Here is a 23,468-nt window from a genome sequence, read left to right on the forward strand (position 1 = left end):
GAACTTAAGTTGCCGCCCGTTCCCGGCCCCCTTTACACTGGCGCCCGCTCACACCAATCACTCCCGGGGAATCCATGTCCAAGACCTATTTTCCGCGCTGGCGCCTGGCGGACGACGCCCAGCCCGGCGTCATCATCGCCCCCGATGAACGGCTGTCCTGGCCCAAGAACGTGGCCATGGGCGCCCAGCACGTGGTGGCGATGTTCGGCTCCACCGTGCTGGCGCCGCTGCTGATGGGCTTCGATCCCAACGTCGCCATCCTGATGTCGGGCATCGGCACCCTGATCTTCTTCCTGTTCGTCGGCGGCCGCGTGCCCAGCTACCTGGGGTCCAGCTTCGCCTTCATCGGCGGCGTCATCGCCGTCACCGGCTATGCCGGCGGCGGCGCCAACGCCAATATCGGCGTGGCGCTGGGCGCCATCATCGCCTGCGGCCTGGCCTATACCCTGATCGGCGTCCTGGTCTGGATCGCCAACGGCCGCGCCGGCGGCGGCGCCAACTGGATCGACACCCTGATGCCGCCGGTCGTGACCGGCGCGGTGGTCGCGGTGATCGGCCTGAACCTGGCCCCGATCGCCGCCAAGGGCGCCATGGGCGCCTCGGGCTTCGACAGCGCCATGGCGATCGTCACCATCCTGTGCGTGGGCGGCATCGCCGTCTACACCAAGGGCATGGTGCAACGCCTGCTGATCCTGGTCGGCCTGATTCTGGCCTGCGTGGTCTACGCAATCTGCGCCAACGGCCTGAACCTGGGCAAGCCGATCGATTTCTCGGCCGTGTCGGCCGCCGCCTGGTTCGGCCTGCCGCACTTCGCCGCGCCGGTCTTCAAGGCCGAGGCCATGGGCCTGATCGTGCCGGTGGCCATCATCCTGGTCGCCGAGAACCTGGGCCACGTCAAGGCGGTCAGCGCCATGACCGGCCAGGACCTGGACCGCTATCTGGGCCGCGCCTTCGTCGGCGACGGCGTGGCGACCATGGTCTCGGGCGCCGTCGGCGGCACCGGCGTCACCACCTACGCCGAGAACATCGGCGTGATGGCGGTGACCCGCATCTATTCGACGCTGGTGTTCGTGATCGCCGCGCTGATCGCCATCGTGCTGGGCTTCTCGCCCAAGTTCGGCGCCCTGATCCAGACCATTCCCGGGCCCGTGCTCGGCGGCATGTCGGTGGTGGTGTTCGGCCTGATCGCCATTGCCGGGGCCCGCATCTGGGTGGTGAACCAGGTCGATTTCAGCGACAACCGCAACCTGATCGTGGCCGCGGTCACGCTGGTGCTGGGCGCGGGCGACTTCACCGTCAAGCTGGGCAATTTCACGCTGGGCGGCATCGGTACCGCGACCTTCGGCGCGATCATCCTGTACGCGTTGCTGCGCCGCAAGAAGTAGGGCGGGGCGGAGCCGCGACCGGCTGTGATCGGCCGCGGCCGCGCCACCTCGCTCAGGAGCGCGACAGGCGCGACGCTTGCGTCCTGCCGCCGACCTGCACCGGCGCCACCTCGATCACCTGGCCCGACTGGGTCTTGAAGACCGCGGTCGCTTCCGCCAGGCGCCGTGCCTGGTCTTCCATTGCCGAGGCGGCGGCCGAGGCCTCTTCCACCAGCGCGGCGTTCTGCTGCGTCACCTCATCCATCTGCGAGACCGCCAGGCTGACCTGGTCGATGCCGCCGGCCTGCTGGGCCGAGGCCGCCGAGATCTCGCCCATGATGTCGGCCACCCGCTGCACCGAGACCACGATTTCCTCCATGGTCTGGCCGGCCGCCGACACCTGGGACGAGCCGGCCGCCACGGTTTCGACCGAGGTCTCGATCAGCGCCTTGATCTCCTTGGCCGCCTGCGCCGCGCGTTGCGCCAGGGTGCGCACCTCACCCGCCACCACGGCGAAGCCCTTGCCCTGTTCGCCGGCGCGGGCCGCCTCCACGGCGGCGTTCAGCGCCAGGATATTGGTCTGGAAGGCGATGCCGTCGATCACCGAGACGATGTCGGCGATGCGCCGCGAACTGTCGGAGATGCCTTGCATGGTGGCCACTACCTGGCCGACGGTATGGCCGCCGCGCTGCGCCACCTCCATGCTCACCGCCGCCAGCTGGTTGGCCTGGGCGGCATTCTCGGCGTTCTGCTTGACCGTGGCGGCCAGCTCTTCCATGGTCGAGGCGGTCTCTTCGAGCGCGGCCGCCTGCTCCTCGGTGCGGGTCGACAGGTTGGCGTTGCCGGCGGCGATCTCGGCCGCGCCGACGTTGATCTCCTCGACCCCCTGGCGCACCGTCGTCACCGTGCGTGTCAGGCCGTCCTGCATGCGCCGCACCGCGGAAAACAGCGTGCCGATCTCGTTGCTGGAGCGGGCGTCGACCCGCTGGGTCAGGTCGCCGGCGGCGATCCGGTCGAAATGCCGGCCCGCGTCCTGCAGCGGCAGCAGCACGCCGCGGCGGATGAAGGCCCAGCACAGCACCGCCAGCAGCAACGCCACCGACAGCAGCACGATGGCCGAGATGCGGGCGGTCGAATAGGTGGTCTGAGAGCGGTCCAGCACGCTGTCGCTGCGCTCCTGGACCCGCGCCAGGAACACCTGCATGTCCTTGGCGAAATCGGCGTCGGCCTGGCGCACGCGAGCTTCGTTCTGCTGGTAGCGCGCGACCGAGCGCTCCTTGAGCGCCGCGTCCAGTTCGTCCAGCCCGGCGGCGTAGGCGTTGAAGCGGCCCTGCAGGACCAGCGCCAGCTCCTGGCCGCGCTCGCTCTTGGGCACCGCCATGTAGCGGTCGAAGCGCTCGCGCGCCAGCTTCAGCTGCCCGGCGGCGGCGGCTTCCGCGCTGGCCGCCTGGTCGTTGGCGCCGGCCTGCAGGTCGGCGATGCTCGCGGCCAGCGACAGCCGGGTGCGCAGCAACGCGGCGTTCGATTCATAAAGCGGATCGACCTGGTGCACGGCCACATTATTCAGGTCCTCGATTTCCCGCACGCTGTTTTCGGCATTCATCCAGCTCAAGCCGCAAGCCAGCGCCAGGGTAATCACAAAGCAGGCCAGCACCAGCATCATGCCCGTACGGACTTTCAGTTTTTCCAGCATGGGAGCTCCCGTTCTTGAACGCGCTCCACCGCAGGCGCGGATCCTTTGCACGCCAGCGCTGCGATAGAGGGACGAACGTCGCGCCCGGATGACTGCGATGCGTCCGCCCAACCTGCAACACGCACAATCAATCGCTTTACGCGTGGCCGAAACGGCAGACCCGCGTATCCCTTCGCTTAAAACAGGAAAATGCCGGCGAATACCGGCATGTATTTAATTGTTATTAATGGGCCAGTTTGTCGGTTATACCTTTTTTATTGAATACAACATGGCGTTTTTACATAAACCCCGCGGCGGCCGGGTTTGTCCCTACTGTTGAGTATCTTTTACGCAACGCCGGCGCCGATCGGGGAAACGACGGGTTTTAGCGGGTTACAGCGCCGAAATGCGCCGAAAACGCCGTTTTCTCCGGTGGCTTGCAATTCCCGTGGACTTTGACCACAATATGACCTTGATTGCCCCGGTTCCGACCCGAGCCGGGGTTTTGTTTTGGTCGCAGCTTGCCGCATTCGTCCGGCGGGCCGGCCCGAGCGGGCAGCGGGGGATCCATCGGGTTCAGCCTTGCCCGCCCCTGGCCGTTCCGCTCAAGACGTTGCCCGTCACGATTCCGCTTCCGACGGCGCCCATGCGTCAGGTCCAGGACCTTCACACCGAGAACGCTCCGTCGGGGGCGTTTTCTACTTTTGTTTGGGAAACGACATGTCTGCCATTCCTTTGACCGTGCGCGGGGCCGAGCGCTTGCAAGAAGAGCTCCAGCGGCTGAAAACCGTGGAACGTCCCGCCGTCATCAACGCTATCGCCGAAGCGCGCGCGCAGGGCGATCTGTCGGAGAACGCCGAGTATGACGCGGCTCGCGAGCGCCAGGGTTTCATCGAGGGCCGGATCGCCGAGCTCGAGGGCACGCTTTCCAATGCCCACCTGATCGATCCGAGCTCGCTCGAGGCCGAAGGTCGTGCCGTGTTCGGCGCCACCGTCGACATCGAGGACCTGGATTCGGGTGATCGCGTGACGTACCAGATCGTCGGCGACGTCGAAGCCGATATCAAGGCAAACCTGATCTCCGTGTCGAGCCCGGTGGCCCGCGCGCTGATCGGCAAGAGCGAAGGCGACGTGGTCGAGGTCAAGGCCCCGGCTGGCGTTCGCGAGTATGAAGTCCTGGGCGTGCGTTACATCTAACGCTTGCCCTAAGCGGTAAAATCAGCAAAACACCATAGACCGAACCGGGCATCCGGAAGGATTCCCGCGGCAAGATTGCGGAACACTATGGTGGACCGGGCGCGTAAAGCGCCCGTTTTTGTGCCTGGCGGTGCTATCGCTTGGGCGACGACTTGCGGCTGGTGCCGCTGCGTGCCCCGGCACGCAGGCTCAGTGCGCTGCCGGCGCGGCGCGGGATGCCGTGGCTGCCGGAAGTGGTTTTCTTGGTGCCGGGACGCATCGGCTTGCCGTTCTTGTTGAGCTGGTCCTGCGGCACGAAGCGCGTCTTCGGCTTGGGCTCTTCCGTCTCGGAACGGCGCGGACGCTTGGCCAGGGTCTTGCCTTCGGCGGCCAGCTTCTTGGGCGTATGCGGCTCGGAGGCGCGGCGCTTGGCGGGGCGTTCCGGCTCAAGGGCGGCCAGCACCGGCGGCTTGATGTTGCCGGCCAGCGGGCGGAACAGGATCAGGGTCTTGCCCAGGTGGTGCACCGGGGCGCAGGACAGGGTGTCGCAGATCGTCGACAGCATGGCCTCGCGGGCCTCGCGATCGTCGCCGCCGGCCCGGACCTTGATCAGGCCGTGGGAAGTGAGTGCCAGGTCGATTTCCTTGAGCACGGCTTCGGTCAGGCCATTGTCGCCGATCAGGACGACGGGGCGCAGAGGGTGAGCGGCGGACCGAAGGTCGCTGCGCTCACGAGAGGTAAGTTCTAATATAGGCATGCGTGGAATTGTACGGTAATGGCCAAGAATAAATTCTCCAAAGACTGGATTCACCAGCACATCAACGATCCCTATGTGAAGATGGCGCAACAGAAGGGCTACCGGGCCCGCGCCGCCTTCAAGCTGATCGAGATTCTCGACACCGAGAAACTGCTGCGCCGCGGCGACCTGGTCGTCGACCTCGGCTCGGCCCCCGGCAGCTGGTCGCAGGTGGCGCGCGAGCGCCTGGCGGGGCCGGGCGGGGTGGTGGACGGGCGCATCATCGCCCTGGACATGCTGCCCATGGAGCCCGTGGCGGGCGTCGAATTCATCCAGGGCGACTTCCGCGAAGATGACATTTTGAAACAGTTGGAAGACATGGTCGGATCGCGCGCGGTGGACCTTGTAATTTCCGACATGGCCCCCAACCTATCTGGCGTGGGTATCGCCGACGCCGCGCGCATCCAGCACGTGTGCGAGCTGGCGATGGAGTTTTCCCTCGCTCACCTCAAGCCCAACGGGGCGCTGATCGTCAAGGCATTCCACGGAACCGGCTTTTCGCAGATCGTGGAAACCTTCAAGCAGCACTTCAAGCGGGTGGTCGAGCGTAAGCCGAAGGCGTCGCGGGACAAGTCCTCCGAAACCTTTCTGGTTGCCCGCGATCTGAAATAGCCCGCGCCGGGGCCCGTGCCCCGGTCACAAGAACCCACCGGCCCGATGGCGGCCGGCCTGCCGAGACAACGACCAGCAAAATCACGAATCAGACGTAACTTAGCGGCCCCGCCCCTTCCCAGGACGCAACCCGGTCCGACAGGGTAGAATGGGCTATTGACATACTTGTGACTGTGCCATATGCGGGTGCGCGGTCGCCGGTCGGAATCGAAAGCAGGAGATCGACCTTGAATAATTCATTTTCGAAAGTCGCCGTCTGGATGGTGATAGCCCTTGTGCTATTCACGGTCTTCAAGCAGTTCGACGGACGCGCGCAGACCCAGGACGGCGTGACCTACACGCAGTTCATGGATGACGCCAAAGCGGGCCGTATCCGCAAGGTGGACGTGCAAGGTGGCCCTGGCGGCGACGTGCTCTACGTCACGCCGGACGCGGGCCGCGCCTACACGCTGACCTCGCCGGGCGACCTCTGGATGGTCTCCGACCTGCTCAAGTACGGCGTGCAGGTGTCGGGCAAGCCGCGCGAAGAGCAGTCGCTGCTGATGAGCATCTTCGTGTCCTGGTTCCCCATGCTGCTGTTGATCGGCGTGTGGGTGTTCTTCATGCGCCAGATGCAGGGCGGCGGCAGGGGCGGCGCGTTCAGCTTCGGCAAGTCGCGCGCCCGCATGCTCGACGAGAACACCAACCAGATCACCTTCGCCGACGTGGCCGGCTGCGATGAAGCCAAGGAAGACGTCCAGGAACTGGTCGACTTCCTGCGCGACCCCAGCAAGTTCCAGAAGCTGGGCGGCCGCATTCCGCGCGGCGTGCTGATGGTCGGCTCGCCCGGTACCGGCAAGACGCTGCTGGCCAAGGCCATCGCCGGCGAAGCCAAGGTGCCGTTCTTCAGCATCTCCGGTTCGGACTTCGTTGAAATGTTCGTCGGCGTGGGCGCGGCCCGCGTGCGCGACATGTTCGAGAACGCCAAGAAGCACGCGCCCTGCATCATCTTCATCGATGAAATCGACGCCGTCGGTCGCCAGCGTGGCGCCGGCCTGGGCGGCGGCAACGACGAACGCGAGCAGACACTGAACCAGATGCTGGTGGAAATGGACGGCTTCGAGTCGGGCCAGGGCGTCATCGTGATCGCCGCCACCAACCGTCCCGACGTGCTGGATCCGGCGCTGCTGCGTCCGGGCCGCTTCGACCGCCAGGTCGTGGTGCCGCTGCCCGACATCCGCGGCCGCGAGCAGATCCTGAAGGTCCACATGCGCAAGGTGCCGCTGTCGCCCAACGTCGACGCGACCATCCTGGCGCGCGGCTGCCCGGGCTTCTCGGGCGCCGACCTGGCCAACCTGGTCAACGAAGCCGCCCTGTTCGCCGCGCGCCGCAATGGCCGCACGGTGGATATGTCCGACTTTGAAAAGGCCAAGGACAAGATCATCATGGGCGCCGAGCGCCGCTCGATCGTCATGCCCGAAGAGGAACGCAAGAACACCGCGTACCACGAATCCGGCCATGCCATCGTTGCCCGCCTGCTGCCCAAGACCGACCCGGTCCACAAGGTCACCATCATCCCGCGCGGCCGCGCGCTGGGCGTGACGATGCAGCTGCCCGAGACCGATCGCTACAGCATGGACAAGAGCCGCCTGCTGTCGACCATCGCGGTGCTGTTCGGCGGCCGTATCGCCGAAGAGATCTTCATGGACCAGATGACCACCGGCGCCTCGAACGACTTCGAACGCGCCACGGCCATCGCCCGCGACATCGTCACGCGCTACGGCATGACCGACGAGCTGGGCCCGATGGTCTACGCCGAGAACGAAGGCGAGGTCTTCCTGGGCCGCAGCGTGACCAAGACCACGCACATGTCCGAAGCCACCATGCAGAAGGTGGATTCCGAGATCCGCCGCATCATCGACGAGCAGTACGGCGTCGCGCGCAAGATCCTGGAAGACAACCGCGACAAGGTCGAAGTCATGACCGCCGCGCTGCTCGAATGGGAAACCATCGACGCCGACCAGATCAACGACATCATCGAGGGCCGCCCCCCGCGTCCCCCGAAGACGCCGCAAGGCCCGTCGGATACGTCTGATACGCCTCCGACCGGCCTGGCCGCCGGCGGTAACACGGCAGCCGCGGTCTGAGGTCTTTCGTCCTGAGTTATGGCGAATAACTTCCTTTGCGGGCGCTTCGAGTTTGATCTCGAGCGCCCGCTTGTCATGGGTATCGTCAATGTCACGCCGGATTCGTTTTCCGACGGCGGCCAGCACGACGATACCGACGCCGCGGTGGCGCATGCGCGCCGCCTGATCGACGAAGGCGCGCAGATCCTCGATCTGGGCGGCGAGTCGACGCGGCCCGGCGCCGATCCGGTGTCGGTCGCCGACGAACTGGACCGGCTGCTGCCAGTGATCGAGGCGCTGCGCGACTGCGGCGTGCCGCTGTCGATCGACACCTTCAAGCCCGAGGTCATGCGCGCCACGCTGGATGCCGGCGCCGACATGATCAACGACATCTACGGCTTCCGGCAGCCCGGCGCCATCGAGGCGGTGGCGCAGTCGCGCTGCGGGCTGTGCGTCATGCACATGAAAGGCGAGCCGCGCACGATGCAGGCGACGCCGCCCGAATATTCCGACCTGATCGGCGAAATCGGACTCTTCCTGGGGGCGCGCGCACAGAAGCTGCGCGCCGCCTGGATCGACCCCCGACGCATCGTGCTGGACCCCGGTTTCGGGTTCGGCAAGACCGCCGACCAGAACTTCCAATTGCTGCGCCGGCTGTCCAGCCTGCGCAGCGGCGGTTATCCATTGCTGATCGGCCTGTCGCGCAAGAACATGATCGGCCAGGCCACCGGCCGGCCGGTCGGCGACCGGCTGGCTGGCAGCATTGCCGCCGCCCTGGCCTGTGTGGCCCGTGGCGCCTCGATCGTGCGGGTGCACGACGTGGCGGCCACGGTCGACGCGCTCAAGGTCTGGCAGGCGGCCGAACAAGGAGCAATCACTTCATGACTCAACGCAAGTATTTTGGTACCGACGGGGTGCGCGGCGAAGTCGGCGGCCCGGTGATCAACGCGGAATTCGCCCTGCGCCTGGGCTACGCCGCCGGCCGCGTGCTGGCCCGTGAACACGCGGTGCGCGGCGGCAGCCGCCCGCAGGTCGTGATCGGCAAGGACACCCGCATCTCCGGCTACATGCTGGAGTCGGCGCTGGAAGCCGGCCTGTCGGCCGCGGGCATCGACGTGCTGCTGGCCGGCCCGATCCCCACCCCCGCCGTGGCCTACCTGACCCGCGCGCTGCGCCTGGTCGCCGGCATCGTGATCAGCGCTTCGCACAATCCCTACCAGGACAACGGCATCAAGTTCTTCTCGGCCCAGGGCATGAAGCTGCCCGACGAGATCGAGGCCGCCATCGAGGCCGCCCTGGACGAGCCGCTGGGCTGTGTCAGTTCCGAAGGACTGGGCCGCGCGCGCCGCATGTCGGACTCCCAGGGCCGCTACATCGAATTCTGCAAGAGCACCTTCCCCAACGATCTGGACCTGAACGGCATGACGATCGTGGTGGACGCCGCCCATGGCGCCGCCTACAACATCGCGCCGCACGTGTTCCGCGAGCTGGGCGCCGAAGTGCATGCCATCGGCGTGCACCCGGACGGCTTCAACATCAACAAGGGCGTGGGCGCGCTGCACCCGGAGCAACTGGCCAAGGAAGTGAAGGCGCGCGGCGCCCAGCTCGGCATCGCGCTGGACGGCGATGCCGACCGCCTGCAGATGGTGGACGGCGACGGCCGCATCTACAACGGCGACGAGCTGCTGTACGCCATCCTGCGCGAGCGCATGCAGCGCGGCAAGGTGGACGGCGTGGTCGGCACGCTGATGACCAACTTCGGCTTCGAGCGCGCGCTGCAACGCCTGAACGTGGGCTTCGAGCGCGCCAACGTGGGCGACCGCTACGTGCTGGAACAGATGCAGGCGCGCGGCTGGCTCTACGGCGGCGAAAGCTCCGGCCACCTGCTGTGCCTGGACTGCCACTCCACCGGCGACGGTATCGTGGCGGCGCTGCAGGTGCTGACCGCGCTGCGCCGCAACCATGTCTCGATGGCCGAGTGGATCAAGGACCTGCGCATGTACCCGCAGAAGATGATCAACGTGCCGCTGACGCCGGGCCAGGACTGGAAGACCCATCCGGGCCTGACCGCCGCGCGCCAGGCGGTCGAGGCCGAACTGGGTGACCGCGGCCGCGTCCTGATCCGCGCCTCGGGCACCGAGCCCAAGCTGCGTCTCATGGTCGAGGCCGAGGATGAAACCCTGGCCGTGACCTCCGCCGAGAAACTGGCGGCCAGCCTGGGATAACGCCAAATCCACCGGGACCAGACATGGCCATTCATTGCTTTGCGATGAATGGCCATTGTTTGTGAGAAATAAGTATTGTTTTGTAAAGTTTTGTCGAACTTTGCGGGATTAAGGCCGCACCGCTCCGAACTAAACTTCATAGTCACGTAACATATTGGTCAAGTCTTTGACATACAGGGCGTCCAAACTGACCGGACTCTCTAGGAGCTTCGCGCAATGCTGGAACTAGCACGCATCAACCCAAGCCGTAATGCTACAGAACCGTGGACGGGCCCCGCCGCACGGGTGCTGGTGGTCGGCCTGGCGCGCACGGCCGAGGAAATTGAACAGATCCAGCGCCTGCGCTATGACGTCTTCACCGAAGACATGGGCGCGGTCTTTCCCGATGCCCAGGACGGAATCGAGCACGACCGCTTCGATCCCTTCTGCGAGCATCTGATGGTGCGCGAGCTCGACACCGGCCGTGTCGTGGGCACCTACCGCATCCTCACGCCCGAAAAGGCGCGCGAGGCCGGCGGCTACTACTCGCAATCCGAATTCGACCTGGCGGGCCTCGGCCCGATCCGCGACGAACTGGTGGAAGTGGGGCGCTCGTGCACCCACGCCGACTACCGCAACGGCGCGGTCATCATGCTGCTGTGGTCCGGCCTGGCGGAATACCTGCGCCGCGGCGGCTACCAGTACGTGCTGGGCTGCGCCAGCGTCAGCCTGCGCGACGACGGCGTCACCGCCGCCGAAGTGTGGCGCACCATTTCCAAGCAGCTGCCGAAAGAAGGCCAGCCGCACGTGACGCCGCTGCACCGCTACCCGGTGGAAAAGCTCAACAGCACGCTGCCGGCCCGTGTGCCGCCGCTGATCAAGGGTTACCTGAAGCTGGGCGCAACGGTCTGCGGCGAACCTGCCTGGGACCCGGATTTCAATGCCGCCGACTTCCCGGTGCTGCTGAAGATGGACGGCATGGACGAGCGTTACCGCCGCCATTTCGGCCTGGATCAACCCACGGCCAACGGTCAGCGCTGATCATGCGCCGCTTGTTCCGCCGTATGAAGATCAGACTGATTCGGCGGGCAACGCGGCCATTCCGCCTGGAACTCAAGCAGCTCGAACGCGAGACTGATCTCTCGCCGTTCTAGCGCCTGAAGCCTGCTTCGCCGCACGGCCCCGGACTTGTCCGGGGCCGTGCTGTTTTCAGGACGCGATTCAGAACTCGAGCAGTTCGAACGAGAATCCCACCTTCGACCATTCGGCTTCTTCCGCGCGCAGCGTGAAGTCGCTGAGCGGGTGTTGCGCGAGCCAGTCGCGGTTCACGCGCACCACGATGGAGTCGTTGCGCATGGACGCGGTCAGGGGCAGGGGGTCGATCTCGCCGCGGCGGCGGAACAGCAGCACGGCCAGCCGCAGGCTGAGAATGGCGATCCACTGGGCGCGGTTGCGCACCAGCGGCTCGAGCTTGCTCAGCTTGCCCTGGTGGCCCAGCGCCAGCAGTGCCAGCAGTTGCTGGTCGGCGCGCGAAAAGCCCGGCATGTCGGCGTTCTCGAGCACGTAGGCGGTGTGCTTGTGGTACGCGTTGTGGGCGATCGACAGGCCCACTTCGTGCAGGTCGGCGGCCCAGCCCAGGGCGGCGCGCAGTTCGGCGCGTTCGGCGCCTTCGGGCATCATCGTGTCGAACAGGCTGAGCGCGGCGCGGTGCACACGGCGCGCCTGATTGACGTCGACGTGATAGCGCTTCATGAACTGTCGCACCGACTCGTCGCGCTTGTCGTGCTCGTCGTCGCGGCCCAGCAGGTCATACAGCACGCCCAGGCGCAGCGCGCCGTCGCCGGTGTGCATGACGTCGATGCCCAGTTCGTCGAACAGCGCGCTCATGATGGCCAGCCCGCCGGGCAGCACGTCGGCGCGCTCGACCTTGATACCGGGCAGCTCGGACGGGATGACGCGGCCGGCGCGCACGATGCGGTCTTTCAGCTTGCTCAGGCCGGCGCGGGTGATGCCGCGTTCGGACATGCCGCCTTCGGTGAGGATGGCGTACAGCGCCTTGGCGGTGCCGGAGGAGCCGTAGGCTTCCTTCCAGCCGGTCTTGCGGTACTGCTTGGCGATGACTTCGATCTCGCGCCGCGCGGCCAGTTCGGCCTGTTTCATCTGGTGGGCGTCGACGATGCCGTCCGAGAAGAACTGGCGGCTGTAGCTGACGCAGCCCATGTAGAGCGACGACATCAGGCCGGGTTCGTGGCCCTTGCCGATGATGACTTCGGTGGAACCGCCGCCGATGTCGATGACCAGGCGCTTGTTGGGCGAGGGCGGCAGGGTGTGGACCACGCCCGAGAAGATCAGGCGGGCCTCTTCGCGGCCGGCGATGACTTCGATCGGGAAGCCCAGGGCGGCTTCGGCCCGGGGCAGGAAATCGCGGGTATTGCGCGCCACCCGGAAGGTGTTGGTGGCGACCGCGCGCACGCGGTTGGGATGGAAACTGCGCAGGCGTTCGCCGAAACGTTCCAGGACGGCGATGGCGCGCTCGATGGCGTCGTCGCCGAGGCGTTTTTCGGCGTCCAGCCCGGCGGCGAGCCGGACGGTTTCCTTGAGGCGATCGATCTGGTAGATCTGGGGCGTACCGTCCTGCTGAACGATGCGTCCGATGGAGAGGCGGAAGCTGTTGGACCCGAGGTCCACGGCGGCCAGAAGTTGATCCATGCGGCTCGTAATATTGGCTGTGAGGTGGCCTGATTATAGAGACCCCATATGACAGCGCCTTCCGCTGCGGGTTTTCGCTTATGGAACAGGCAGTTGGCGGCGGGAGACCATGCTCCATGCGTCCCGGTTTTGTCGTACGCTACGCATTTGGCGTTGTGTCATAGAACCGTCACTATTTTGCAGTAAAACTCCACGCTCTCCCTACGTATGGAATCCGGTATGACCACACGCCCGCCCGCCGAGCCCTTGCTCCTGAATCGCGAGTTGTCGCTGCTCAAATTCAACGAACGCGTGCTGGCGATGGCTGAGAATCCCAGTACGCCCCTGCTCGAACGGCTGCGCTATGTCTGTATCGTCAGTTCCAACCTGGACGAATTCTTCGAGATCCGGATCTCGAGCCTGAAAGAGCAGCAACGCCAGTCGCCCAACTCGGTCGGCCCGGACGGCATGACGCCGGACCAGGCGTTCGAGAACGTGCAGCAGGCGGTGCACGAACTGGTGGGACGGCAGTACGCGCTGCTCAACGACGCCATCCTGCCGGCGCTGCAGGCCGAGGGTATCGCGCTGCACCATGCGTCGGAATGGAACGCAGAGCAGCAGGAATGGGCGCGCGAGGTCTTCAACCGCGACGTGATGCCGCTGCTGACCCCGATCGGGCTGGACCCGGCGCACCCGTTCCCGCGGGTCTACAACAAGAGCCTGAACTTCATCGTCTCGCTGTCCGGCGCCGACGCCTTCGGCCGCCAGGCCTCGATCGCCGTGGTGCAGGCGCCGCGCGCGCTGCCGCGCCTGATCAAGATGCCGCCGGAGCTGTCCGGCCATCCGGAAGGCTACATCCTGCTGACCTCGCTGCTGCGCGCCTTCGTTGGCGAGCTGTTCCCGGGGCTGGAGATGCTGGGCTGCTACCAGTGGCGGGTGACGCGCAACAGCGACCTGTTCGTGGACGAGGAAGAAGTCACCAACCTGCGCCACGCCCTGCAGGGCGAGCTGTCGCAGCGCAACTTCGGCGCCGCCGTGCGCCTGGAGATCGACAAGCTGACGCCGGTCGAGCTGGAGACCTTCCTGCAGCGCGAGTTCTCGCTCAAGGCCGAGGACACCTACCGCGTGCCGGGTCCGGTGAACCTGTCGCGCCTGATGCAGCTGTGCAACTCGCCCAACCGGCCCGACCTGCTGTTCCCCGACTACCGCGCGCCGGTGCCGGCGCCGTTCGACCGCATCGGCGACAAGCCGGCCGAGCTGTTCGAGGCCGTGGCCGAGCAGGACCGCCTGCTGCACCATCCCTATCAGTCGTTCCAGCCCGTCATCGACTTCCTGACCGCCGCCGCGCTGGATCCGGACGTGATGGCCATCAAGCAGACCATCTACCGCACCGGCGAGGATTCCGAGCTGATGAAGATCCTGCTGGCCGCGGCGCGCGCCGGCAAGGAAGTGACGGTGGTGGTGGAGCTGATGGCGCGCTTTGACGAGCAGACCAACATCAACTGGGCCTCCAAGCTGGAAGAGGTGGGGGCGCACGTGGTCTACGGCGTGGTGGCGCACAAGACCCACGCCAAGATGGCGGTGGTGCTGCGGCGCGAAAAGGGCCGCCTGCGCCGCTACGCCCACCTGGGCACCGGCAACTACCACCCGCGCACCGCGCGGCTGTACACCGATTTCGGCCTGCTGACCGCCGATCCCAAGCTGTGCGAGGACATGGACAAGGTGTTCGCGCAGCTGACCGGCCTGGGGGCGCGCCGCTCGCTCAAGTCGCTGATGCAGTCGCCGTTCACCATGCACGAGGGTATGGTGGCGCTGATCCGCGCCGAGGCCCGCGCCGCCAAGGCGGGCAAGCGATCGCGCATCATGGCCAAGATGAACTCGCTGCTGGAAGAGCAGATCATCGAGGAGCTCTACAAGGCCAGCCAGGCCGGCGTGAAGATCGACCTGATCGTGCGCGGCGTCTGCGCGCTGCGCGCCGGCGTGCCGGGGCTGTCCGAGAACATCCGGGTGCGCTCCATCGTCGGCCGCTTCCTGGAGCACTCGCGCGTGTTCTATTTCTACGCCGAGGGCGCCGAGACGGTGTATCTGTCGTCGGCCGACTGGATGGACCGCAATTTCTTCCGCCGCGTGGAAATCGCCTTCCCGATCTACGACAAGACGCTCAAGAAGCGCGTCATCGACGAAGCCTTCACCTTCGCGCTGCGCGACAACCAGCTGGCCTGGCAGCAACAGGCCGACGGCGACTACGTCCGCGTGCGCAGCCGCCGCGAGCCGTTCAACCTGCACCAGTACCTGATGCAGAAGCTGGGCGTATAGCCCCGCCCGTCCTTACCCCTTCCGCGCAGGCCATGCGGAAACGGAACCAGGCCCCGCCCAGCGGGGCCTTTCCTATCCGTCCCCCAGATCCGCCAGACAAAGCCAAGCCGCTCGACGCAGGCTCCCCCCGAGCCAAACCATCCGTCCCCAACCCTCATCACCGTCAGAAAACCACCCCCCAGGCCACCCCCCTCCCAAGCCAGGCCGCGCGGATCCGGCTCCGCCGGTCCGCCACCGGCGCCCCCCTGGGGGGGAAGCGCGCAGCGCTCCGGGGGGGGTTTATGACTGTCACTATCTTGTCACGTTGGGCTTCTAAGATGCGAGGGTCGCTGAAAGACAGGCAGTAGAAAGCCTGCCAAAGACTCCTCTAACGAGCACAGAAGGAACCAAGATGTTCAAACGTGTCTTCAAACAAGTTTCCCTGGGTGTCGCGCTGAGCGCCGCCGTTTTTGCCGTCCAGGCCGCCGATGTGACCGGCGCCGGCGCTTCGTTCCCGTACCCGATCTACGCCAAGTGGGCGTCGGACTACAAGGCCGCGACCAACAACGCCGTGAACTACCAGTCGATCGGTTCGGGCGGCGGCCAGCAACAGATCATCGCCAAGACCGTCGATTTCGGCGCTTCGGACGATCCCATGAAGGCGGCTGACCTGGAAAAGAACGGCCTGCTGCAATTCCCGGCCGTCATCGGCGGCACGGTTGCCGTGGTGAACATCGACGGCGTCGAGCCGGGCAAGCTGAAGCTGTCGGGCAAGGTCCTGGGCGACATCTTCCTGGGCAAGATCAAGAAGTGGGACGACGCCGCCATCAAGGCGCTGAACCCCGACGTGAAGCTGCCCTCGGCCGACATCATCGTCGTGCACCGTTCGGACGGCTCGGGCACCACCTTCGGCTGGACCAACTACCTGTCCAAGGTGTCGCCGGAGTGGAAGGAACAAGTCGGCGAAGGCAAGGCCGTCAAGTGGCCCGTGGGTCAGGGTGGCAAGGGTAACGAAGGCGTCGCCGCCTACGTCGGCCAGCTGAAGAACTCGATCGGCTACGTCGAATACGCCTACGCCAAGCAGAACAAGCTGGCCTGGACGCAACTGCAGAACAAGGCCGGCAAGTTCGTCCAGCCGGAACAGAAGGCCTTCGCCGCCGCTGCCGCGAACGCCGACTGGAAGAGCGCGCCTGGCATGGGCGTGGTCCTGACCGACGAGCCGGGCGCCGATTCGTGGCCCGTCACCGCCGCCACCTTCATCCTGATCCACAAGTCGCAAGACAAGCCGGTTCAGGGCAAGGCTGTCCTGGAATTCTTCGACTGGGCCTTCAAGAACGGCGCCAAGTCGGCTGAAGCCATGGACTACGTGCCGCTGCCCGACGCCGTGACCAAGGAAATCCGCGCCGCCTGGGGCGAGGTCAAGGCTGCCGACGGCAAGGCCGTCTGGAAGTAAGGCAGGTGCCTGGCGCGGCGGCTCCGCCCCGCGCCGGCATCGGCCAACTGCCCTGGTATCCGGTCCGCCGGCTACCAGGGCGGGTCTCCCGGACCCACCTGTAGTTTCCCCCAAGGTTTCCTAAGGAAAGTCCATCCATGAGCGCGGTAATGGATAATAGTGTGCCGCTCCCGCCCAGCGTGGCGGATTCCGTGACTACCGGCACGCCTTCGCCTATGAAGCAAAATAAAAACGCGCTGATGGATGCGCTGTTCAAGAACCTGACCCGCCTGTTCGCCTTCCTGGTGTTCATTCTGCTGGCGGCGATCCTGGTATCCCTGATCTACGGCAGCCGCGAATCGCTGGCCAAGTACGGCCTGTCGTTCCTGTGGTTGAACGACTGGGATCCGGTCAAACAGAATTACGGCGCGGTGGTGCCCATCATCGGCACGCTGCTGACCTCGGCCATCGCCCTGATCATCGCGGTGCCGGTGTCGTTCGGCATCGCCATCTTCCTGACCGAACTGTCGCCGACCTGGCTGCGCCGCCCGCTGGGCACCGCGGTCGAGATGCTGGCGGCGATTCCGTCGATCATCTACGGCATGTGGGGCCTGTTCGTCTTCGTGCCGGTGTTCCAGCAGTACGTGCAGCCGTTCCTGATCGCCACGCTGGGCAGCGTGCCCATCATTGGCGGCATGTTCGCCGGGCCGCCGTTCGGCATCGGTATCTTCACCGCCGGCCTGATCCTGTCGATCATGATCATCCCGTTCATCGCCGCGGTGATGCGCGACGTGTTCGAACTGGTGCCGGCGATGCTGAAGGAATCGGCCTACGGCCTGGGCAGCACGACCTGGGAAGTGATGTGGCGCGTGGTGCTGCCCTTCACCAAGTCGGGCGTCATCGGCGGCATCATGCTGGGCCTGGGACGCGCGCTGGGCGAGACCATGGCGGTGACCTTCGTGATCGGCAACGCCTTCAAGTGGTCCGGTTCGCTGTTCTCGCCGGGCAACTCGATCGCCTCGGCGCTGGCCAACGAATTCAATGAAGCCGGTGGCATCCAGAAGTCGGCGCTGCTGGAACTGGGCCTGATCCTGTTCCTGATCACCACGATCGTGCTGGCCCTGGCGAAGATGCTGCTGGTCCGCCTGTCGGCCGGTGAAGGCAAGAAATCCTGATCCCGCCGCACAAGGAAAAGATCATGGCTGTATCCGTACTCAATATGCAGAACGGCGTGTATCGCCGGCGCCGGGTGGTCAACCGCATCATGCTGACCATCTCGCTGGCCACGCTGGTGTTCGGGCTGTTCTGGCTGTTCTGGATCATCCAGACCCTGCTGTTCAAGGGCGCGCCGGCGCTGTCGTACACGCTCTTCACCGAAATCACGCCGCCGCCGGGGCAGTCCGGCGGCCTGGTCAACGCCATTTTCGGCAGCGTGATGATGGCGGGCGTGGGCACGCTGATCGGCACGCCGGTCGGCATCCTGGCCGGCACCTACCTGGCCGAATACGGCCAGCGTGGCTGGCTGGCGCCGGCCACGCGCTTCCTGAACGACGTGCTGCTGTCGGCGCCGTCCATCATCATCGGTCTGTTCATCTACGCCGTGTACGTGGCGCAGGTCGGGCACTACTCGGGCTGGGCCGGCGCCATCGCGCTGTCGATCCTGGTGATCCCGGTGGTGGTGCGCACCACCGACAACATGCTGCTGCTGGTGCCCAACAGCCTGCGCGAAGCCGCGGCCGCGCTGGGCTGCCCCAAGTGGCGCATGATCACCCTGGTGTGCTATCGCGCCGCCAAGACCGGCATCATCACCGGCGTGCTGCTGGCCATCGCCCGCATCTCGGGCGAAACCGCGCCGCTGCTGTTCACGGCGTTGTCGAACCAGTTCATGTCGACCAACATGAACGGCCCGATGGCCAACCTGCCGGTCGTGATCTACCAATACGCCGCCAGCCCCTTCAAGGACTGGAACGACCTGGCGTGGGCCGGCGCCACCCTGATTACGCTGCTGGTGCTGGGCATCAACATCATTGCCCGCAACATGTTCCGCAAGTAAAGATCGCTTTGCCGGCGCGCCCGCCGCGCCGGACCTAGGGAAACCAAATGGAAAACACCGCTACCGCCGTCAAGAACAAGATCGAGGTCAAGAACCTGAACTTCTACTACGGCAAGTTCCATGCGATCCGCAATGTGAACATGTCGATCCAGGAGAAGAAGGTCACCGCCTTCATCGGCCCGTCGGGCTGCGGCAAGTCGACGCTGCTGCGCACCTTCAACCGCATGTTCGAGCTGTACCCGGGCCAGCGCGCCGAGGGCGAAATCATCCTGGACGGCGAAAACCTGCTGACGGCCAAGACCGATATCTCGCTGATCCGCGCCAAGGTCGGCATGGTGTTCCAGAAGCCCACGCCGTTCCCCATGAGCATCTACGACAACATCGCCTTCGGCGTGCGTCTGTTCGAGCGCCTGTCCAAGGGCGAGATGGACGAGCGCGTGGAATGGGCGCTGAGCAAGGCCGCGCTGTGGAATGAAGTGAAGGACAAGCTGCACCAGAGCGGCAACAGCCTGTCGGGCGGCCAGCAACAGCGTCTGTGCATCGCGCGCGGCGTGGCCATCAAGCCGGAAGTGCTGCTGCTGGACGAGCCGTGTTCGGCGCTGGATCCGATCTCGACCGCCAAGATCGAGGAACTGATCGCCGAACTGAAGAACGACTACACCGTCGTCATCGTGACCCACAACATGCAGCAGGCCGCCCGTTGCTCGGACTTCACGGCCTACATGTACCTGGGCGAGCTGATGGAATTCGGCCAGACCGACCAGATCTTCGTGAAGCCGTCGCGCAAGGAAACCGAAGACTACATCACCGGCCGTTTCGGCTGATCGTCCGCCGCAGCGCAAGCCTGGCGGGCAACCGGCAGGCGGCGCGGTCCGGCACGGATCCCATGCGAAACAACGGCGCACCTTTTGGTGCGCCGTTGTCGTTTCCGTCAGTCCGATTCCGCGGCGAGCGTCGCGGTGCCGGACAATCGACGTGTCAGGACTGTTGTTGCTCCACGGGCCGCGTGCCGGCCGCCGGCCGTGCCGGCGCGCCGCCCGCGTAGCGGCCCGGAATCAGGATCACGAACACCGCCGCCAGCACCGCCGCGCACGAGAAGGCGATGAAGTTCCAGGCCAGCGGCAATTTCAATCCCGCCAGATAGCCGCCGACGATGGGGCCGCTCATGGCGCCGATGCGGGCGAACGACAGCGCCCAGCCGGTGGCCGCGCCGCGCGCGTGCGCCGGGTAGTAGCCGGCCAGGTAGCCGGTCAGGATCAGCGACGACGAAATGCTGCCGATGCCGGCCAGCGCCACCCACAGGTAATTGACCGCCAGCGGATTGTTGTAGGTCAGGCAGTAGATGCCGATCGCGCCCACCAGGTAGAACAGCGCCACGATCTTGCGCGGCTCGCTCTTGTCGGCGAACTGGCCCAGCACCAGGCCGCCGATGGCCGACGCCAGGCTGAAGACCAGCAGGAACGAGATGCTAGAGCCCAGGTCGTAGCCGTTCTTGCGCATGATCTGCGGCAGCCAGGTGTTCAGGCCATACACCAGCATCATCCCCAGGAACAGCGCGCCCCAGAAGCACAGCGTGGCCCGCAGGTGGCGCGGCGCGAACACCGCGGCCATCACATCGCGCCAGGTGGTCTTTTCACCCGTCACTTCGCGCGGACGGAACGGTTCCAGCGAGGCGATGCCCAGGCGCTGCGCCACGCCGCGGGCGCCGGCCTCGTCGCCCTTGGCCAGCAGGTATTCCAGCGATTCGGGCAGCAGGCGCGCCAGCACCGGCACCAGCAGCAGCGGCGCCGCGCCCACCAGGATCACCGCGCGCCAGCCCCAGTGCTGCAGCACGGCCATGGCCACCGCGGCGGAGCACAGGATGCCAAGCGAATAGCCGGAATACATCACGCCGTAGTTGAAGCCCCGTTTGGCGGGCGGGGAATACTCGATCGTCAGCGCCGCCGCCACCGGGATCACGCCGCCCAGCCCCAGGCCGCCGATGAAGCGGAAGGTGGCGAACCAGGTCGGCGTCGGCGCCCAGGCCGCGCCGATCATGGTCAGCGAGAACAGCGTCACGCAGGCCAGCAGCATGCGCCGGCGGCCCAGCAGGTCGGACAGCGTGCCGACGGCGAACGAGCCGACGAACATGCCCGCCAGTGCGTAGCTGCCGAGCATGCCGAGTTCGATCGGCGTCAGGTTCCAGCTCTTGTCGTCGGCCAGGGCGGGCAGCACCGCGCCCATGACGCCGACGTCGTAGCCCTCGAACAGGATCGCCAGCCAGCAGACGAACAATACGGTGTAGGTGGTCCGCGTGGGCGTGGCCCAGGCGGATGGAGAGGAGGCGTTGGCCATGTGGTTCCCGATGAATGTCGTTATTAGGTATGTCGAATTAATTTATGCTTCAACTATATAGGTGTCAATCAGGGGATCGCCGGGCTGCGCGTTGCGCGGGCGTGGCCTGCCGGGATTTGCCGGGGGCGCGCCGGTATCTGGTATAGTTGCGACCCTCGGGGCGTAGCGCAGCCTGGTAGCGCATCTGCTTTGGGAGCAGAGGGTCGCGAGTTCGAATCCCGCCGCCCCGACCAATCCAATCAAGGCCTTGCAGGCATCCGTCTGCAAGGCCTTGCGCATTTGGGCGCGCGGCAGGCGTCATCGGCCCGTCATCCCGCATGCCTATATTGCCGTCGCATGAAAATACGGACGATATGGCGGCACATGCAGGCCCATCCTCGGACAACCTGGGTGGCCGTCCTCTGCCTGGTCTTCTTCGCGGGGCTGATCCTGCCGCGCATCTACGATATGAAGCTGCGCTTTCCCGAACAGTCCGAGATACGTATCACGGAAGGGCTCGCGACGTTCAAGTCCGTCGGCAAATCACGCGCGGCGTTGCTGGTGGTGGACGGGCAGGAATATGTCTGTGCGGGGCCGGCTTACGCAAGCCCCAATTGCTTCGTCGGTAAGGTCGCGCAGGTGCGTGAGGCGATGGAGGGGGAAAAGCTGAAGATCGTCTGGTTCAAGCAGTCGGTCTATCCGTTCTTCAGCAACCGGCGCGTCCTGTTGATGGAACACGACGGACGGCTGCTGGTGTCGCCGGATAAAGTCGTCGCGGATATCCGTCAGGGGCGGGAGGCCGCGCCCGCCGCCATGGTCTGGATCGGCTTCGGCCTGCTCCTTGCCTGCATGTTCATGGTCTGGGTCATCGACAAGGATGAGGCTAACGAGCGTGCGTATCGGCAGCAGGCGGACTCGTAGGCTTGTGTTCCTGGGGCGTGTCCTCGCGCGCCGCATACAACCGTTGCAGCGAATCGCCCAGCGGGGTGATGAAGTCGTCCAGGCGCCAGCATTGCGACGCCTCGCGCTTGAGCACCAGGTGCACGACCTGCGGGGTGCGCGGGCCGCCGGGTTCCAGCACGAAGGGGTAGCGCATCGCCACGATCGCGGTGCCGCGGGTTTCTGATTCGGTCTCGAACACCGGTTTGCCTCCGATCTCGCCATCCTGCGCGCCGAGCCAGGGATCGTAGTCGAGATGGCCGACCTCGCCCTGGGCGTAGTTCCATTCGCGGCGCAAGGCCGCGTCGAAGGCCGGGGTGAACAGCGAGGGTTCGTCGCGGTCCGGCGCGACGTGGAAGTCGGCGTGCGCCTGCTGGAACGTGCGTGCCCACTCCGCCGGCGCCGGGCAGGCGGCGTGGGCGGGCCAGGCGAGAAGGGAAAACACCAGGGGCAGGAGGCGTTTCATGCGGGGGTTCCTTGTGTCCGGTCGAACCGTTGGCGCCGCGTGGCGGCGTGCTGTGCTGTCGCGCAGGATACTCCAGGCGCCGCCGGGGCTGGCGCCGCTCCGCGGCGACATGGCCCACGCCGGAACCCGGTTCTTGGATCTACCGCAAAACGCGGCGCGGGCGCAGCATGGAGCCTTCGACACACAGTTATCAGGACTTTCATCATGAGTCATCGCCTCGACTATGCCCAAGCCGCCCCGGAGGGCTACAAGGCCTTCGGCGCCGTTCACGCCTATCTGCGCCAATGCGGCCTGCCGGAGGCGCTGGTCAACCTCGTGTACCTGCGCGTCTCGCAGATAAACGGCTGCGCCTACTGCATCGACATGCACAGCCGCGACCTGCTCAAGCAGGGCGTGACGGTGGACAAGCTGGTGCTGGTGCCGGTGTGGCGCGAAGGCGGCGCGGTGTTCAGCGCCCGCGAACAGGCCGCGCTGGCCTGGGCCGAATGCGTGACGCGGGTGGCCGAAACCGGCGTGCCGGATGCCGACTATGCGGCCGCGGCGGCCGAATTCAGCGACAAGGAACTGGCGGACCTGGCCTATGCCATCGGGCTGATGAATGCGTTCAACCGCCTGGGCGTCACGTTCCGCAATACGCCGGCCGCCGCCCGCAAGGCCGCCGTTACGGCCACAGCAGCTTGACCGCGATCGCCAGCATGGCCAGGCCGACCAGGGCATCCAGTATCCGCCAGGCGGTCTGGCTGGCGAACACCGGCCGAAGCAGGCGGGCGCCGAAGCCCAGCGTGAAGAAAAAGGCGAACGAGGCTGTCATGGCCCCCAGCGCGAAGGCCACCTTGCGGCCCTCGTACTGGCTGGAGATCGAGCCCAGCAGGACCACGGTATCCAGGTAGACGTGCGGGTTGAGCCAGGTGAAGGCCAGGCAGGTCGCCAGCGTGGCGCCCAGCCCGGCGGCCTGGCGCGACGATGGCGTCAGGCTGCCGTGGTTGCGCAGCGCGGAGCGGAAGCTGCGCGCCGCGTAGGTCAGCAGGAACAGCGCGCCGCCGTAGCGCAGCACCGGCTCCAGCCAGGGCAGGGCGTTCGACGCCAGGCCGAAGCCGGCCACGCCCGCGGCGATCAGCACGGCGTCCGACACGGCGCAGACCAGGCAGACGGCGAAGACGTGTTCCTGGCGCAGGCCTTGCCGCAGGACGAAGGCATTCTGCGCGCCGATCGCGAGGATCAGGCTGAGGCTGAGGAAAAAACCGGGGAAAAAGGCGCTGGTCATGTCGTACCCTGAATCAAGGGCGACAGACTAGCGGTTGCAGTGTAATTAGAGAATCTAAAGATCCTAATCTATCTTTAGCAATCCTGAAG

Annotated in this window: 20 protein-coding genes and 1 tRNA gene; 15 read left to right on the forward strand and 6 right to left on the reverse strand. The window is 65.9% G+C overall.

Annotated features, from left to right (window positions below; genetic code table 11):
• Nucleotides 1–74: 74 nt before the first annotated feature.
• A complete protein-coding gene (locus AOZ49_RS25490) occupies nucleotides 75–1,385 on the forward strand; it encodes a solute carrier family 23 protein (protein WP_054478481.1) in 1,311 nt (436 codons plus the stop codon).
• A 52-nt stretch (nucleotides 1,386–1,437) separates the two neighbouring features.
• On the opposite strand, the gene AOZ49_RS25495 is transcribed toward AOZ49_RS25490, so the two are convergent.
• On the reverse strand, nucleotides 1,438–3,057 hold the full coding sequence (locus AOZ49_RS25495) for a methyl-accepting chemotaxis protein (protein ID WP_054478484.1): 1,620 nt from the start codon (nucleotides 3,055–3,057) through the stop codon (nucleotides 1,438–1,440).
• A gap of 699 nt (nucleotides 3,058–3,756) precedes the next feature.
• On the opposite strand from AOZ49_RS25495, the gene greA reads away from it, so the two are divergent.
• Entirely contained in the window at nucleotides 3,757–4,233 is a 477-nt protein-coding gene (gene greA, locus AOZ49_RS25500; RefSeq protein WP_006390687.1) for a transcription elongation factor GreA, read from the forward strand.
• Between the two features lie 133 nt (nucleotides 4,234–4,366).
• Here the strand turns inward: greA and AOZ49_RS25505 are convergent, their stop codons facing one another.
• On the reverse strand, nucleotides 4,367–4,969 hold the full coding sequence (locus AOZ49_RS25505) for a YhbY family RNA-binding protein (protein ID WP_020926788.1): 603 nt from the start codon (nucleotides 4,967–4,969) through the stop codon (nucleotides 4,367–4,369).
• A gap of 18 nt (nucleotides 4,970–4,987) precedes the next feature.
• Between AOZ49_RS25505 and AOZ49_RS25510 the strand changes: the two genes are divergently transcribed.
• From AOZ49_RS25510 to AOZ49_RS25530, 5 genes are all read left to right on the forward strand, one after another.
• A complete protein-coding gene (locus AOZ49_RS25510; protein WP_054428418.1) occupies nucleotides 4,988–5,620 on the forward strand; it encodes an RlmE family RNA methyltransferase in 633 nt (210 codons plus the stop codon).
• Nucleotides 5,621–5,847: 227 nt separating this feature from the next.
• Nucleotides 5,848–7,746, forward strand: coding sequence for an ATP-dependent zinc metalloprotease FtsH (ftsH, locus tag AOZ49_RS25515; protein WP_006390684.1), 1,899 nt, complete (start codon nucleotides 5,848–5,850; stop codon nucleotides 7,744–7,746).
• A gap of 18 nt (nucleotides 7,747–7,764) precedes the next feature.
• Complete coding sequence (gene folP / locus AOZ49_RS25520; protein WP_054428417.1) at nucleotides 7,765–8,610, forward strand: dihydropteroate synthase; 846 nt, start codon at nucleotides 7,765–7,767, stop codon at nucleotides 8,608–8,610.
• The gene (glmM, locus tag AOZ49_RS25525) at nucleotides 8,607–9,950 is read left to right on the forward strand and encodes a phosphoglucosamine mutase (protein ID WP_054428416.1); all 1,344 of its coding nucleotides are present in this window, start codon (nucleotides 8,607–8,609) and stop codon (nucleotides 9,948–9,950) included. The genes folP and glmM overlap by 4 nt, the downstream gene beginning before the upstream one ends.
• A gap of 216 nt (nucleotides 9,951–10,166) precedes the next feature.
• Complete coding sequence (locus AOZ49_RS25530; RefSeq protein ID WP_054428415.1) at nucleotides 10,167–10,970, forward strand: GNAT family N-acetyltransferase; 804 nt, start codon at nucleotides 10,167–10,169, stop codon at nucleotides 10,968–10,970.
• A 180-nt stretch (nucleotides 10,971–11,150) separates the two neighbouring features.
• Here the strand turns inward: AOZ49_RS25530 and ppx are convergent, their stop codons facing one another.
• Nucleotides 11,151–12,638: an exopolyphosphatase gene (ppx, locus tag AOZ49_RS25535; RefSeq protein WP_054428414.1), complete on the reverse strand. Its 1,488-nt coding sequence runs from the start codon at nucleotides 12,636–12,638 to the stop codon at nucleotides 11,151–11,153.
• A gap of 219 nt (nucleotides 12,639–12,857) precedes the next feature.
• Between ppx and ppk1 the strand changes: the two genes are divergently transcribed.
• From ppk1 to pstB, 5 genes are all read left to right on the forward strand, one after another.
• Complete coding sequence (ppk1, locus tag AOZ49_RS25540) at nucleotides 12,858–14,933, forward strand: polyphosphate kinase 1 (RefSeq protein WP_054478486.1); 2,076 nt, start codon at nucleotides 12,858–12,860, stop codon at nucleotides 14,931–14,933.
• A 391-nt stretch (nucleotides 14,934–15,324) separates the two neighbouring features.
• Nucleotides 15,325–16,365 carry a phosphate ABC transporter substrate-binding protein PstS gene (pstS, locus tag AOZ49_RS25545; protein WP_006390678.1) on the forward strand — a complete coding sequence of 347 codons (1,041 nt, stop codon included), beginning with the start codon at nucleotides 15,325–15,327 and terminating at the stop codon, nucleotides 16,363–16,365.
• 137 nt (nucleotides 16,366–16,502) lie between these two features.
• Nucleotides 16,503–17,519 (forward strand): phosphate ABC transporter permease subunit PstC, encoded by a 1,017-nt coding sequence (pstC, locus tag AOZ49_RS25550; RefSeq protein ID WP_006390677.1) that lies wholly within the window; start codon nucleotides 16,503–16,505, stop codon nucleotides 17,517–17,519.
• Nucleotides 17,520–17,542: 23 nt separating this feature from the next.
• On the forward strand, nucleotides 17,543–18,397 hold the full coding sequence (gene pstA / locus AOZ49_RS25555) for a phosphate ABC transporter permease PstA (protein WP_080977466.1): 855 nt from the start codon (nucleotides 17,543–17,545) through the stop codon (nucleotides 18,395–18,397).
• A gap of 47 nt (nucleotides 18,398–18,444) precedes the next feature.
• Nucleotides 18,445–19,221, forward strand: a complete 777-nt coding sequence (gene pstB / locus AOZ49_RS25560) for a phosphate ABC transporter ATP-binding protein PstB (RefSeq protein ID WP_006385463.1) — start codon at nucleotides 18,445–18,447, stop codon at nucleotides 19,219–19,221.
• Nucleotides 19,222–19,375: 154 nt separating this feature from the next.
• On the opposite strand, the gene AOZ49_RS25565 is transcribed toward pstB, so the two are convergent.
• Nucleotides 19,376–20,731 (reverse strand): MFS transporter, encoded by a 1,356-nt coding sequence (locus AOZ49_RS25565; protein WP_054478488.1) that lies wholly within the window; start codon nucleotides 20,729–20,731, stop codon nucleotides 19,376–19,378.
• A gap of 156 nt (nucleotides 20,732–20,887) precedes the next feature.
• Here AOZ49_RS25565 and AOZ49_RS25570 point away from each other — a divergent pair.
• Together AOZ49_RS25570 and AOZ49_RS25575 are read left to right on the forward strand one after the other, a co-directional pair.
• Nucleotides 20,888–20,964: transfer RNA gene (locus tag AOZ49_RS25570), tRNA-Pro, on the forward strand.
• 130 nt (nucleotides 20,965–21,094) lie between these two features.
• Entirely contained in the window at nucleotides 21,095–21,631 is a 537-nt protein-coding gene (locus AOZ49_RS25575; protein ID WP_054478491.1) for a hypothetical protein, read from the forward strand.
• Here the strand turns inward: AOZ49_RS25575 and AOZ49_RS25580 are convergent.
• Entirely contained in the window at nucleotides 21,594–22,115 is a 522-nt protein-coding gene (locus tag AOZ49_RS25580) for a hypothetical protein (RefSeq protein WP_054478493.1), read from the reverse strand. The genes AOZ49_RS25575 and AOZ49_RS25580 overlap by 38 nt on opposite strands.
• 204 nt (nucleotides 22,116–22,319) lie before the next feature.
• Here AOZ49_RS25580 and AOZ49_RS25585 point away from each other — a divergent pair, with 204 nt between their 5' ends.
• Nucleotides 22,320–22,796, forward strand: a complete 477-nt coding sequence (locus AOZ49_RS25585; RefSeq protein WP_054478495.1) for a carboxymuconolactone decarboxylase family protein — start codon at nucleotides 22,320–22,322, stop codon at nucleotides 22,794–22,796.
• Here AOZ49_RS25585 and AOZ49_RS25590 read toward each other — a convergent pair.
• Entirely contained in the window at nucleotides 22,777–23,379 is a 603-nt protein-coding gene (locus AOZ49_RS25590; protein WP_054428356.1) for a LysE/ArgO family amino acid transporter, read from the reverse strand. The genes AOZ49_RS25585 and AOZ49_RS25590 overlap by 20 nt on opposite strands.
• Nucleotides 23,380–23,468: the final 89 nt, after the last annotated feature.

Source organism: Achromobacter sp. 2789STDY5608615 (genome assembly GCF_001298995.1).
GTDB classification, from domain to species: domain Bacteria; phylum Pseudomonadota; class Gammaproteobacteria; order Burkholderiales; family Burkholderiaceae_B; genus Achromobacter; species Achromobacter insuavis.